This is a genomic window from Pseudomonas sp. Xaverov 259 (genome assembly GCF_019352915.1).
Lineage (GTDB): Bacteria > Pseudomonadota > Gammaproteobacteria > Pseudomonadales > Pseudomonadaceae > Aquipseudomonas.
The window spans coordinates 1-13,855 of record NZ_JAAAFV010000021.1; the positions used below are offsets into that span (position 1 = coordinate 1).

At 61.1% G+C, this 13,855-nt stretch carries 14 protein-coding genes; 8 read left to right on the plus strand and 6 right to left on the minus strand.

Annotated features, from left to right (window positions below):
- Window positions 1-206: 206 nt before the first annotated feature.
- From K0H48_RS05305 to K0H48_RS05330, 6 genes are all read right to left on the minus strand, one after another.
- Window positions 207-2,621: a TonB-dependent receptor gene (locus K0H48_RS05305; protein WP_219266709.1), complete on the minus strand. Its 2,415-nt coding sequence runs from the start codon at window positions 2,619-2,621 to the stop codon at window positions 207-209.
- 109 nt (window positions 2,622-2,730) lie between these two features.
- On the minus strand, window positions 2,731-3,666 hold the full coding sequence (locus K0H48_RS05310; RefSeq protein WP_219266710.1) for a glutathione S-transferase family protein: 936 nt from the start codon (window positions 3,664-3,666) through the stop codon (window positions 2,731-2,733).
- 75 nt (window positions 3,667-3,741) lie between these two features.
- Window positions 3,742-4,017 (minus strand): GIY-YIG nuclease family protein, encoded by a 276-nt coding sequence (locus tag K0H48_RS05315; RefSeq protein ID WP_219266711.1) that lies wholly within the window; start codon window positions 4,015-4,017, stop codon window positions 3,742-3,744.
- 36 nt (window positions 4,018-4,053) lie between these two features.
- Window positions 4,054-4,524: a nuclear transport factor 2 family protein gene (locus K0H48_RS05320; protein ID WP_138816733.1), complete on the minus strand. Its 471-nt coding sequence runs from the start codon at window positions 4,522-4,524 to the stop codon at window positions 4,054-4,056.
- Window positions 4,525-4,614: 90 nt separating this feature from the next.
- Entirely contained in the window at window positions 4,615-5,250 is a 636-nt protein-coding gene (locus K0H48_RS05325) for a response regulator transcription factor (protein ID WP_219266712.1), read from the minus strand.
- Window positions 5,251-5,449: 199 nt separating this feature from the next.
- Window positions 5,450-6,268 (minus strand): response regulator, encoded by an 819-nt coding sequence (locus K0H48_RS05330; RefSeq protein ID WP_219266915.1) that lies wholly within the window; start codon window positions 6,266-6,268, stop codon window positions 5,450-5,452.
- Between the two features lie 391 nt (window positions 6,269-6,659).
- On the opposite strand from K0H48_RS05330, the gene K0H48_RS05335 reads away from it, so the two are divergent.
- From K0H48_RS05335 to K0H48_RS05370, 8 genes are all read left to right on the plus strand, one after another.
- Window positions 6,660-7,283 carry a DUF1120 domain-containing protein gene (locus tag K0H48_RS05335; protein ID WP_219266713.1) on the plus strand — a complete coding sequence of 208 codons (624 nt, stop codon included), beginning with the start codon at window positions 6,660-6,662 and terminating at the stop codon, window positions 7,281-7,283.
- 15 nt (window positions 7,284-7,298) lie between these two features.
- A complete protein-coding gene (locus tag K0H48_RS05340; protein WP_219266714.1) occupies window positions 7,299-7,928 on the plus strand; it encodes a DUF1120 domain-containing protein in 630 nt (209 codons plus the stop codon).
- 27 nt (window positions 7,929-7,955) lie between these two features.
- The gene (locus K0H48_RS05345) at window positions 7,956-8,594 is read left to right on the plus strand and encodes a DUF1120 domain-containing protein (RefSeq protein ID WP_219266715.1); all 639 of its coding nucleotides are present in this window, start codon (window positions 7,956-7,958) and stop codon (window positions 8,592-8,594) included.
- A 31-nt stretch (window positions 8,595-8,625) separates the two neighbouring features.
- Window positions 8,626-9,246 (plus strand): DUF1120 domain-containing protein, encoded by a 621-nt coding sequence (locus K0H48_RS05350; RefSeq protein ID WP_219266716.1) that lies wholly within the window; start codon window positions 8,626-8,628, stop codon window positions 9,244-9,246.
- 9 nt (window positions 9,247-9,255) lie between these two features.
- Window positions 9,256-9,873: a DUF1120 domain-containing protein gene (locus K0H48_RS05355; RefSeq protein WP_219266717.1), complete on the plus strand. Its 618-nt coding sequence runs from the start codon at window positions 9,256-9,258 to the stop codon at window positions 9,871-9,873.
- Window positions 9,874-9,876: 3 nt separating this feature from the next.
- Window positions 9,877-10,551 carry a DUF1120 domain-containing protein gene (locus tag K0H48_RS05360; protein WP_219266718.1) on the plus strand — a complete coding sequence of 225 codons (675 nt, stop codon included), beginning with the start codon at window positions 9,877-9,879 and terminating at the stop codon, window positions 10,549-10,551.
- Window positions 10,552-10,584: 33 nt separating this feature from the next.
- A complete protein-coding gene (locus tag K0H48_RS05365; protein WP_219266719.1) occupies window positions 10,585-11,289 on the plus strand; it encodes a fimbria/pilus chaperone family protein in 705 nt (234 codons plus the stop codon).
- 118 nt (window positions 11,290-11,407) lie between these two features.
- Entirely contained in the window at window positions 11,408-13,849 is a 2,442-nt protein-coding gene (locus tag K0H48_RS05370; protein WP_219266916.1) for a fimbria/pilus outer membrane usher protein, read from the plus strand.
- The last annotated feature ends 6 nt before the right edge of the window (window positions 13,850-13,855 follow it).

Here is a 13,855-nt window from a genome sequence, read left to right on the forward strand (position 1 = left end):
AACCGCAGTGCCAGGTTTTGGGGCCGCTACGCAGCCCAACGCGGGGCAAGCCCGCTCGCCACAACAAGCTCCCTCGCCACAGGATATCGCCTGCCTTAGAACTGTAGGGTGCTGGAGACCGACACCTGCCGCGCATCGCCGATGCTGTAGGATCGGGCCGGTTGTAGTGAGGGAGCAAGCTCCCTCGCCACAGGAGGTCGCTTGACTTAGAACTGCAGGGTGCTGGAGACCGACACCTGCCGCGCATCGCCGATGGACACAAACTGCGTATTCACCGACGAGGTGTAGTAGGTGCGATCGAACAGGTTCTTCACGTTGAGCTGGAACTTGACCTTCTGCCCGTCGATTTTGGTGTCGTAGCTGGCAAACGCATCGGCCACGGTGTAGCTCGGCAGCTCGAAGCTGTTGGCCGCGTCCCCGGCCCGCTCGCCCACGTAACGTGCGCCGGCGCCCACACGCAGTTGGTCACCGCCGAGAATGCTGCCGAAGTCATACACGGCCGACAACGAAGCGGTGTTTTTTGCCACGTTTTGCAGGCGATTGCCTTTGAGCGTCGGGTCTTCAGTCACCTCGGCATCGGTGTAGGCGTAGCTGCCGATCAGGCTCCAGTTGTCGGTGAGCTGGCCGCTGGCGTCCAGCTCCAGGCCACGGGAACGCACCTTGCCCGCCACGCTGTAGACCGCCGCCAAACCGTCGCCGACCTGCACCAGTACGTTGCGTTTTTCGATATTGAACAGCGCCGCGCTCGCGGTGATGCGCCCCGGTATGTCGAGTTTGGTACCCAGCTCCCAGGCCTTGGACTGCTCCGGTTCCAGGCTGCCGTCCAGCACGCTTTTGTTGGCCAACGGCGCGATGGTGGAGTTGGGTTTGAACGACTCGGTGTAGCTGCCGTAGAACGACAGTTGATCGGTGTAGCGATACACCAGGCCGGCACGCGGCACCCACTTCTGGCCATTGCCATCGGTGTTGGCGGTAAACGGCACGCCTTTGCCGGCGTATTGGTCGTACATCTGGTAGCGCGCACCGCCGACCAGAATCCACTGGTCATTGAGGTGGATGGCGTCTTGGAAGAACAGCGAATCGCTGCGCAGCAGGTCGGTCTGGTTACTGTCCGGCGCGCTGACTTTGGTGCCCGCGACTTCGTTGCCGTACACCGGATCGTTGTAGTTGAAGACACCACGCGGCGCCTGGCGAATCAGGTCGGCACGGTAGATCTTGCGGTACTCGTCATCAAGCCCGAACACCAGGTCGTGCTGCATGCCGCCGACATTAACCTTGCCTTCCAGGCTGGTGGTGGCAAAGCGGTCAGTGGTCAGCGCGCCCTGGGTGCCGTCCATGCTGCGGGTCAGGGTGCCGTTGGTGTTGACCTTGACCACGCGCACTTGGCTGGCGTCGTAGGTCTCGCGGTTCCAGCTGTAACCGAAGTGCGCCTTCCAGTCGTCGTTCAAGTCGTGGTCGACTTCCAGGCGATACAGGTCGGAGCGGCCTTGCATATTGTTGAACGGCTCATCCAGGCGACGGGTCGCGGGGATGTTCAACGGGTGGTTGGTCTTGGGGTCGATGGCGGTGCCACGGTCGAACGGCGAAAGAAATTCGCGGTGTTCATAGGCGAACACCACTTTGGTGGTGTCGCCGTACCAGGCCAGGGACGGCGCCACCAACGTCTCGCGGTGGGTGCCGTAATTGCGCCAGTAATCTTCGTCTTCATGGTCGACGATCAGCCGATAGGCCAGGCCGCTGTCGCCAATCGGGCCGGTGGTGTCGAGGTTGCCGCCGCTGCCATTCTTGCCGTCACCGAAGGTCGAGCCGCGTGCAGTCAGGGAAGTGGACTGCACCAGCTCGGGCTTTTTGCTGACGATATTGACCACGCCACCCGGGTCTTGAATGCCGTACAGCAGCGACGACGGGCCTTTGAGCACTTCGACGCGCTCGGCGGTGGAATTCAGTGCACGGCCCTGCACCATCGGCATGCCGTCTCGCATGATCGAGCCGTTTCGGTTGTCACCAAAACCGCGCAGCATCACCGCGTCCTGGGTGCTGCCGAGGGTATTGGCCTGGGTGATGCCGCTGATATTGCCCAGGGCATCGTCCAGGTTGCGCGGCTGTTGGTCACGCAGCAGTTGGGCGGGCACGACGTTGACGGTCTGCGGGGTTTCCAGCAACAAACCATGGGAGCGCATCACCGAACTGGTGGGCGGTGGTTGGTAGCTGGTGGTGTCCTGGGCTTGGCTTGCGCCGCTGATAGTGGTGGCGCCCAGGTTGACTGCGCCGTCGGTGGGCACAGGCTCCAGGGCCAGGGTGCGTGCGTCGATCTGGCGGAAGGTAAAACCTGAGTTGCCGAGCAGGCGTTGCAGGGCCTGGGTTGCACTCATCTGCCCGCTGACTGCCGGGGCACTGAGGCCATAGGGCGCCTCATCGGTGTAGATCACACTGATGCCGGTGACCCGGCTGAAATCGCTCAGCGCCTGGGGCAGCGGTTTGGCCGCCAGGGCAAAATTGAACTGGGCGCTTTGTTGCTCCTGCGCCTGCGCAATCGCCAAGGGCAGTAGCGCCAGCCCTGACACCGCCAAGACCGAGGCTCCCAGCCACTGTTTTACCCAACCGCCCGCCGTCGACTTCATGCTGTGAGAACCCGTGTAGAAAACGCTGTTAATGCGAATAGATCGCAGTTTCAAGCACTACACGGATGGGCGGGCGATTTACCTCACCTTTGTTTGCAAATATTTTTATTTATTGCGCCTGAATGCGAAACCCCATGCGCGGGAAGTGCACATGCACGGTGCCGGCGCGTTCGTCGGTACGGCGCAGGATCAGCTCTTCACGCCCGGCAAACAGCAGCTCACCGGCGACAGGGTCAACCCCGTAATCAATGGCCGCAATCGTTACCGACTGACCTGCCTTGAAACCATTCAAGTCCTCGAACTCGTCATCCGGCAATGCCGCAGGCGTGGCATTACGGGCGATCGCCAATGCCTGCTCCGCCGTCATTTGACTCGCACTGCCGTGACCAAAACCCAAAACGCGCGCAAGCCAAGCCAAGACGGCCGGATAAGCATCCACCAATGGAGCGGTCACAGGAGTGGCTTTGAGGAACCACATCGGGTGGGCCAAGGCAAAGTCGGCAATCGACGGCTCACCAAACAGAAAGTCTCCCGGCGCGTGCTGCAGCTGGTACTCCAGACGCGCCATGATCGCCGGCCATTGGTGCTTGGCCAGTTCGGCCGGGAGTTTGCTGGCCGTGCCGCCACTGAACAGCGCGGCACGGTCAGCGATAAATGCCTTGATCGCGTCCGGTGGCAATTTGCCAAAGCGCACCGCCACTGACTCCGGCTGGAATACCAGGCTGACGGCATGGGCGAACACAACGCTGTCGGCCCAGGTGGCGAACGTCTGCGTGATCATTTCCTGGCCCAGTGGGAACAGCGCCGGCGTGGACGTTTCCTGCTCAAGGCGACGGGCGATCAGGGCAGTGTCGCAATAGATATCCGCGCCAACTTGCAGCACCGGGGTTTTCCGGTAGCCGCCGGTCAAGGCCGTCAAGTCGGGTTTAGGCATGACCGGTGAAATGTGTACGGAGTGCCAGGACAACCCTTTGAAACCCAGCAGCAGCCGAGCTTTTTCTGCAAAGGGTGAGGTTGGGTAGTGGTGCAGGATCAACTCAGACATGCCGGTCTCCGCTCGATAGATGAACGGCTAGCTTAGCCTGCAAAGCCCTGCGTGGGGACGATGGGAAGCTATCAATCAAATCAATGTGGCGCTCGCCACCAGGCATTCCTTGGCGCTTTTCTTCAATTTCTTGATCAGCCGCTCCTGGCGCAGTGCCTCGCCCTTGGAGGCGCATTGTTCGGTGTACACCAGCGCCACGGCCGGGCTGGACAGAAAGAACCGCGCGCCCTTGCCGCTCTGGTGCGAGGCAAAACGGCGCACCGGGTCATTGCTGATGCCGCAATACAGCGAGCCATTGGCGGCACGCACCAGGTACACAAACCAGGGTTTGGGTTGAGGAAGATCAGTCACGGGTAATGCCGGCAAACCAGAAGAGCGCCCAGCTTATCAACGACCGGCCTGAAATGCCTTCAAGCCTTTGAGTGCCTGAGCGCGCACGGCGTTTTTCAGCGCCGGCGACCAACCCAGCAGCAATCCCTTCAAGCCCAGGGCCTGACGCGACCAACGCCACAGGTCAAAGTGATCGTGGTGCTCGCAGATCTTGCCATCGCGAAACACAAACCGCGCACCGATGTCGTTGACCACCGTGTTGCCGGTGGCGCTGAACAGGTAGGTCGCCACCCAGTGCGCGCTGCCGGTGCGGTCATCACTGCGCACATGGTCAAAGGTCAGGGAGAAATCCTTGGCCCGCGTGGTGAGCATGCGCCACATGTCCCCGGCGTCACGCCCGCGCAACTCGCCAAAGGCCGGGTCGCTGAACACCACGTCGTCGGTGTAGCAGGCGGCCATGGCTTCGGCGTCCAGACGCTGAAAGGCGCTGTAGAACTCAGTGATCAGGGCGTTATGGGCATCACTCATGGGCAGGCTCCGCAGACGTCGAAAGAGTAGGCGCACGATAAGCTGCCCACACTGCGCTGGCTACTGACATTCGCCACGCAAATGATGAGCCTACGGCACCATCCCGACACTGCGAGCATAGGCGAACAGGTCAACATCGGTGGAAATACTCAGCCGTTGCATCGCCGTGCTTTTCTGTTTGCTGATCGTGGAAATACTGCGGTTGACCTGCGCCGCAATCTGGCTGACGGTCATGCCACTGGCCAACATGCGCACCACCTCACGCTCCTTGCCGGACAATTGCGGTTCCTGGGACTGATCGCCCGTGCCCGCCTCGACCATTTGCACCCGCAGGGATTCACTGGCGAACGTCTGGCCGGCGCACACGGCCTTGATCGCCAGGGGCAACTCCTTGGCCGACGCACTTTTAGCCACCACTGCCTTGGCACCATGGGCGAAGGAAGCGCGCAAGGTGGCGACGCTGGCGAACATGGTCACCAGAATCACCGGCAACTGCGGATACTGGCGGTTCAACAGGCTCAACAAACCGTAGCCATCGGCCTGCTGGCCACCCGGCATGGCGAAGTCGGTGATGAGTAAGTCGCACGGCGTCGTACTCAATAAGCTGAGTAACTGATCGGGGCCATCCGCCTCCGCGACCACTTTGCACCTGCCATGCGCCTCAATCACAACTTTTTGCCCGATACGAACAATAGGATGATCGTCAGCAATAATTACTCGAAGCATAAATTCCCACGAATGATGGCAACTTGAATCCGCGCAAAATACCTCCGCCGGCGCTCATCAACAACCGCTAACAAACAGCCCCTTGCAGCCGACCCCAATGTTCACTAGTTCACATTTTTTTGCCTACAAAACAATAGGAAAATACCTACAGCAAAAACAAGATCGGAGGATTGCAAACGCTCCATGAAAACACTGCTCCTCAGACATCGGACAGGTACTCGAGATAGACATACAGCCGAGCCAGGAGCAATTCCAATTGCACCTTGTGCGCCGCCACGCCCTGGGACTGAACCTGTTCGATCAGCCTCACCGCAATGGGTTCAAGGCCGGTGCCGCCCAAAAACACCAGGCTGCCCACCAAGCGGTGGAGGCGCTCCGCTGTCAGTGATGCGTTCAACGTCGCACAGGCATGGCGTAATACACGATGGTCTTCCCACGCCTCGAACAGCAGGGTTTCCAACAATTGATCGACGACAGGCTCGCTGCCAAACGTCTCGATCAGCGTGGCACGCGTTGGCCAGCCAGCGAGCGGGACAACGGCCGCCTGGTCGACGTACAGGTCATCCACGCCTGGCAACCAGCGCACCAACACAGCGTGCAATTGTTCAAGGGTCAAAGGTTTGAGCAGCCAGGCATCCATGCCGGCATCGCGGCAACGCTGTGGGCTGTCGTTTTGCAGGTTGGCGGTAAGGGCAATGATCGGCACTCGCCTCAGCCCGTTGTCGCGCTCATGCTGGCGAATGGCGCGGGCCATGCTGTAACCATCCATAAAGGGCATCTGGCAATCGCTGATAACCATGTCGAAGGGCCGGCTGACAAAGGCTACCAATCCGAGATACCCGTCGGCGGCCAACTCGTGCCCCAACCCCAGTTTCTGCAACAGACCACCCAACAACAGGCGGTAGGCAGAATGGTCATCCACAACCAGCACACTCAATTGCCGCCAATGAAACGGGGGAAGGCTTGGCGGCTTCAGTTTGCGGCTCGCTCCTGCGGTTGAACCTACCAGCGAACCCATCAGTACCTCTATCGCAACTATTGATCCGGCAGCCATCCGCAGCACTGATGCAATAGCCCTTGAGGCTTATCATGCAGCAATGGTCGACGCATTCTTTTGAATGCTATCGGCCAAAAACAAATAACCTTTCGAGTTAATTAAAGCCCATACAACAACTACGAAAATCCCCCCTGAATCATGGCCTTCACACCGCCCTGCCAATGTCGTATTAGTTGTATTTCCCCTGCTTGCCCCCCTCGCTAAATTGTGTTCACCCCAAAGAGGGTCGGCTTGCCACTCCCCGGCAAGCGCCAATAACCATCGAGAACGCCGCTTAGCAATCACCCGCCACGCAAGGTCGGGCGTTGCTCTGCCGCGCCTCAATCTGCCAGCTTGTAATGGAACAATTGAAATGAAGACCTCTGTATCTCTACTGAGCAGTGCCCTGCTGCTCGCCATGAACTCGTCGGTATTTGCCGCCAGCAGCGTCGACTTGACCGTCAAAGGCTTGATCACGCCCAGCGCCTGCACCCCCAGCCTGCCGGGTAATGTCGATTTTGGAAAAATCGCGGCAAAAGATCTGAATCAGGACAGCTATACGCCGCTTGAGAAAAAGAGCCTGCAACTGAGCGTCAATTGCGACGCAGCGACGCTGTTTGCAATCCACCCCCTCGACAATCGAGCCGGTTCCGCCGCTTACGGCGCCTCATTTGGCCTGGGCTTGATCAACGAGAACCAGAAGCTCGGCGTATATCAGCTGACGTTCAGCAACCCCGCCGCCGAAACGCCCTCCACCCTGATCGCGATGTACAACTCCGAGGGCCAATGGATAGACCTCCTTACAGATGACGGCATAGCCCCCAACGATCTGGTGGCGCTGGGCAGCCGTGGGGATAACGGTTGGGCACCGCATCCAATCAAGGACGCGAGTATGGACATGACGCTGCACACCTCGATTGCACCTGCAAAAAACCTGACATTGACCAGCGAAGTGGTAATCGACGGCTCCGCGACCTTTGAAGTGAAGTACCTGTAAATGGACACTTTCCAAATGAAAACCCGCCTGTCCCTGTTGAGCAGCGCTCTGTTGCTCGCCATGAGTTCAACCGTGTTCGCCGCCAGCAGCGTCGACCTGACCGTCACGGGCCTGATCACACCCAGCGCTTGTGCCCCCAGCCTTTCAAGCGGCGGGGTCATCGACCACGGCAAAATCGCGTCCAAGGATTTGAAGCCGGACAATTGGACGGTCATCGGCAATCACACGCTGCAACTGGCGATAGCCTGCGAGGCGCCAACTCTGTTGGCCCTCAAGGGCATCGATAATGTAGGCGACTCCCATGACCCGATGACTAGGTATGGCCTGGGCTTGGTCAGCGGCCAAAAACTGGGCGGGTACTCCCTGACCTTCGGCAATCCTATAGCCGACGACGCGGCGATCTCCGTGATTGAGTCCTCCGACAACGGCCTCACCTGGCAGGAAAATATTCCAGGTGACACTTGGCCAGCCGCCTACCTCGCTTCGTTTGGCGATCGCTCTACCGGCAGTTGGGCGCCCACCCAAGTCCGGCTGGTGACGGCCGATCTCAGGGTGCAAACCGTTATCGCTCCAACTGCCGGGATGGACCTGACCAGTGAGGTCCCCATCTACGGCTCCGCCACGATTGAAGTGAAATACCTGTAACCCCCTCTAACTCACAGGATGTGACCCATGGCCAGCCGCCTAACCACACTCGCCGCAACACTGGTGCTGATCTGCGCCGGACCAGCATTCGCCGCCAGCAGCGTGGACCTTACCGTTAAAGGTCTGATCACCCCCAGCGCCTGCACCCCGACACTGGCCCAAGGCGGCGTTGCCGACTACGGAAAGATCGCCGCCAAGGACCTGCAGGAAAACCAGGCTACCCCGTTGCCGGCCACCACCCTGCCATTCAGCCTGAACTGCGAGGCCGCCACGCTGTTTGCACTCAACGGCGTGGATAACCGCGCCGGTTCGGCCAGCAGCCCCAACGATTATTCGTATGGCCTGGGGCTTATCAACGAAACCGAGCGGGTCGGCGACTTCGTGATCATTCTCACCAGCTACCTCGCCGACAACCTGCCGGTCAGCAAGCTGGCTTCCAGCGACAACGGCGCCACCTGGGGCGAGAACAGTGAGAATGCCATCTGGATGCGCGGCAGGCTCGCCGCCTTCGGCAACAACGCAAGTGGCACCTGGGCACCCATCGCGATCAAGGCACTGACGAGCAACCTGGAGGTTCACCCCAGTATCGCTGCTTCCAGTGGACTGACCTTGACCCAGGAACAACCGATCGACGGCTCCGCCACGTTGGAAGTGCTGTACCTGTAACCCCATCCCCGTACTAAGGAAGGTTCAAACGATGACTTACTTAAGAGCGGCGCCCCTGGCCGCCCTGTTGTTGGGCACCTCGTCTCTCGCACTGGCCGCCAGCAGCCAGGACCTCACCGTCAAGGGCATCATCACGCCCAGCGCCTGTGCGCCCGTGGTCTCCGGCGGCGGCAATGTCGACTTCGGCAAGGTATCGGTCAAGGACCTCAATGCCGACACTTACACCGACCTGCCCAGAGAAACCATGCTGTTGAGTGTGCGCTGCGAAGGGCCGACATTTTTCACCCTGAACACCATCGATAACCGCGCCGGCACCACCGCCAACCACTTCAGCTGGCACGGCCTGGGCACGACGCCCGACAACGAAAAACTCGGCGATGCCGGGCTTGGTCTGTACATGCCGGTGGCCGATGGCGTAGCGGTGCGCACCATCACCTCAAGGGATGGCGGCGTGACCTGGATGCCGTCCGTGATGCTCAGTCATACCGTGTTGACAGCCGTCGCCGACAACGACGGCGTGGTGCCGATTGCGATCCGGGAACTGGACGCCGAAATACGCCTGATCACCCACATTGCGCCCGCCAGCGGCCTGACGCTGACCGACGATGTGCCTATCGACGGTCACGCCACCGTGCAAGTCAATTACCTTTAAGGAGCCCCAATGAAAACTCAATTGACCACCCTGGCCGCCAGCGTACTGCTGCTCGGCTCGGCCACTGCCTTCGCCGCCTCCAGTGTAGACCTGACAGTCAAAGGCCTTATCGTTCCCAGTGCCTGCACGCCCAGCCTGTCCGCTGGTGGCGTGATCGACCACGGCAAGATATCTGCCAAGGACTTGAGCCCGGACAGGCACACGGCGATTGGCCAGCATACCCTGTCGATGAACGTCAACTGTGACGCGCCGATTCAGTTTGCTCTGCACCCTATCGATAACCGCGCCGCCTCAGGTATCGCCACGGACTTCGGCCTGGGCTTTATCAACGAGACCCAGAAGCTCGGCCACTTCACCCTCAGTTGGCGCGGCATGGTTGCCGACGGCGTGACCGTTCAACCCATCGCATCGGTGGACCAGGGCAATACCTGGTACGCCGAAAAATTCTGGGAGCCGAGCATGTACATGGCGGCGGCCTCGATGGACGACGACACCCAACCGCTGTCGGTCAAGGACCTGAGCGTAGACCTGGAAGTGCTCACCATCATCAACCCCACCGACGGCCTGGACCTCAGCAATGAGGTGACCATCGACGGCTCCGCCACCCTTGAAGTGAAGTACCTCTAAGCCATGGCCGCCCATCCCTTGAACACAGCCGGGCATGGGCTGCGCCTACCTGTGCCGGTACTGAACAGGTTCGCCTGTTGCTTTGCTGCAGTACTTTGCCTGGCCGATGCCCGCGCGGCTTCGACTGTCGACCTCACGGTGACCGGCCGGGTAACCCCGGATGCCTGCCATATCGAGTTGACGGATGAAGGCAGCATCGACCACGGCAAGATCCCGTCCCACATCCTCAAGCCCAACGAGTTCACGCTGCTGCCCAGTCGAGTGCTTGCGCTGAACGTGCTCTGCGCCAGGCCAATGTTGTTTGCATTGGTGGGGGTCGACAATCGCGCGGAGTCGTCATTGGAACCCAAGTTTTTCTACGGGTTGGGCCGGAATATCCATGTCCCCGGCGAACGCCTGGGCTACGTGGCCTTGTCCTATCGCAACGCGATGGGCGACGCACAGCCCATGCAGGTATTGGCCTCTGCCGACAGCGGCGAAACCTGGACACAGCAGGCGGATGCCTACCCTCGCTTCTACATGGCCTTTGCCCCGGCAGGTGACCGTCAACCCGACTTCATCAGCCAACTGACCGCCGAGCTTCATGTGGACACCGCCATCAACTTCTCGCAATACCTGACCCTGGACCAGGAAGTGCCCCTCGACGGCTCCATCGTCCTGGACTTGCGCTACCTGTGACCGACACTTTTTTGGCCTAATGGAAACCCCGTCATGACGACGATATTCTCAAACACCGCTGTCGGCCTGATTGCCCTGCTGCTGATGCTCGGCAACCAGGTAAAAGCCGATGGCATGGTCCCGGACACCTCCGTGGTGATCGTGCATGAAGCCGAAGGCGAAGCGGCGGTGTCGGTGACCAACACGGACAGCCAGCTCGCGCTGCTGCATGTCACCTTGCAGGATATTCCTGAAGACACCGAGCCGCTGCTGGTGGTGACGCCACCGCTGTCGCGGGTCGAAGCGTCCAAATCCCAGCTGGTGCGTTTCATCCTGCAAAACCAGAAGCCGCTACTCACCCAGCGGCTTAAACGCGCGGTGTTTGAAGGCATGCCCCAAGGCCGTGCCGCCACTGCCGCCGGGCACGCCCGCGTGGGCGTAACCGTGCGCCAGAACCTGCCGGTGATCATTCATCCCAAAGGCCTTGCGCGCAACCGCACACCCTGGACTGACCTGACCTGGACCTTGCGCGACGGCCAGTTACAGGTGCGTAACGACACGCCGTATGTGGTGCGCCTGGCCCAGGAGCTGTTGCTGTTGCCCGGCGACGGCAGGGCGATGCTGCCGCGCACCTATGTGCTGCCGGGCGAAGCCTTGAGTGTGCCGACCAACAGCAGCCAGGCCACCAAGGTCAGGTTGCAGCCGGCCACGGTGTACGGGTTTGCGGTCAAGGCCTACGACGCACCGCTCACCCTCTGACTGAACTACAGGTGTCGTGCGCCTGATAACGAAGTGACGGCTCATTGACCGTCACCAGAACGCCTGGGAGCACCGGGCCTGTGCGTTCACTATTCGAGTACCTTGCGTGAAAACAGTATTGAGTTACCGTGACGGCGAAGCCGTGTCCGAAAGCCACACCAGCCAGACCCTGCCACTGGTGGTATTGCTGTGTGCGTTGTTGCCCGCCAAATCCTGGGCCGACGATTCGAGCCCTTCGAGCTTCGATGCCCAGACCCTGCATCAACGCGGCATTGACCCACAGCTGGCCAGCCTGTTGCTGGCGGCGCCGCGCTTCGCTGCCGGGCGGCACACCGTCAACCTGCGGGTCAACGGCCAGCGACGTGGCCGACAGGATCTGACTTTCGATCAACAGGGCAACCTGTGCCTGGACCGCGCCTTGCTGGACGCCGCTGACCTGGTGACGCCCAGCGACACGCCGGGCTGTCAGGATTTTCTCGCGCAGTATCCACAAACCCTGGTGGAGCCGGACCCGGCCACACTGACGGTGTCGCTGGTGGTGCCCACCGAAGCCCTGCGCCCTGTGCAGCAGGATATCTCGGGGTACGAAACCGGCGGTTTTGCCGGGCTGGTCAACTATGACCTCAGCGGTTTTTACAATCGCTTCGGCGATGACGCCAGCCGCTTTGGCTCAGCCAATACCGAGGTTGGCTTCAACGCCGGTGACTGGATCGTGCGCAGTCGCCAGGTACAGACCTGGCAGGATGGCCTGTCGCGCAGCACTCACCTGGAAGCCTACGCACAGCGCACCTTTGCCAGCCACCAGGCAGTACTGCAGGCCGGGCAGATCAATCTGTACAACCCGGTGCTGTCCGGCGCGCAAATTACTGGCGTGCAGGTGCTCACCGAACATGCACTTCAAGAACAGGGCCAGGGCGCGCAGATCCAAGGCATCGCCAACAGCCCGGCACAAGTGGAAGTACGCCAGAACGGCGCGCTGATTCACTCCACCGTGGTGCCCGCCGGGCCCTTTACCCTGAACGATGTACGCCGTTTGAACACCCGCTCGGACGTCGAAGTGACGGTCAAGGAAAGTGTCGGTGGTGAACGGCGCTTCACGGTGCCCGCGGCCATGCTCGGCCTTGGGCTACCCGCACCGGGTTACTCCGTAGCCGCCGGCCGGGTGCGCAATGTGGGCGATGCCAAAGGCGATGATCCGTGGGTTGTCAGCGCCGGCTGGACCGGCGCCCTGCACCCGCAATTGACCCTCGGTACAGGCGTGCTGGCGGCCAGCGAATATCGCTCGATGGGCGCCAGCCTGGGCTGGTTACCGTGGCTGGACAGCCAGATCCAGCTGTCTACCCAACTGTCCAACACCCAGTCCTGGGAAAAGGTCTCGGGGGTGCAGACTGACCTGTCCTGGTCCCAGCGCCTGGGTGAGCAGTGGTCGGTCAGCGCTGCCAATTCCTGGCGCAGCATCGGCTATCGCGAACTCGAAGAAAGCACCTACGAGCGCGACGACGGCAATGAGCGCAGCTACGACCGTCGTAACTCACGTTATCGCGACCAGCAAAGCCTCAACCTCGGCTGGTCGCACCCGCTGCTGGGCGCATTCAGCGCCGGGGTTTCACGCTCGGCCAACTTCGCCGGCGACAGCAGCAGCCGTGCGCTGGCGTCCTGGGGCACGAGCATCGGCGCAGTGTCGTTGTCGGCCAGTGCCGAGTGGCAAATGGGCGGCCGCCAGCAACAGGACAACGCGGTGTATTTCAACGTCAGCGTGCCGCTGGGCGAGAGTCGCCGACTACGCAGTTGGGTCCGTAACTCAGGCGGTGAAAACCGCACCGGCCTGGGCGTTACCGAGCAAATCGACGACCAACTCAGCTACCGCGTCAGCGCCGAACACGACAGCAGCGACCATCAAGTGGAAACCACCGTGGGCGTGTCGGCCCTGCCGCGCTACAGCCAGCTCGATTTCAGCTACAGCCGCTCTGATGCCGAGCGATCCAGCTACCAAGGCGGCGCTCGCGGCGGTGTGGTGTTGCACGGCGACGGTGTGACTTTTTCACCTTATCCGGTGCGCGACACCTTCGCCCTGGTGTCGGTCGGCGACATGAGCGGCATCAAGCTCAGCACGCCCAGCGGCCCGGTATGGACCGACTGGCAAGGCCAGGCCGTGGTGCCGCAAGTCGCCGCTTATGGCCGCAGCCCGGTGGAAGTGCAGACCCGTTCGCTGCCGCGCAACGCCGATATCAACAACGGCCTGGCGATGATCGCGGCCGGGCGCGGCGCCGTGGACCGGGTTGAGTTCGGCGTCGGTCTCACCCGCCGAATGCTGCTTACCGTCAGCAACGACCAGGGCGCGCCGCTGCCTGCAGGCGCCTCCGTCAGCACTGCCAATGGTGAGTTCGTCACCTTGGTGCAGGACGGCAGCCAGGTGTTCCTGCCCAATGTGCTGGAACAGCCGACGTTGTGGATAACCACATCGCAGGGTAGCCGTTGCGAGTTGCGCTACGAACTGCCGGCAAAGGCTGATCCGTCGGTGTACTTCGAAACGGCTCCCGCACGTTGCAACATGCCTTGAGGATGA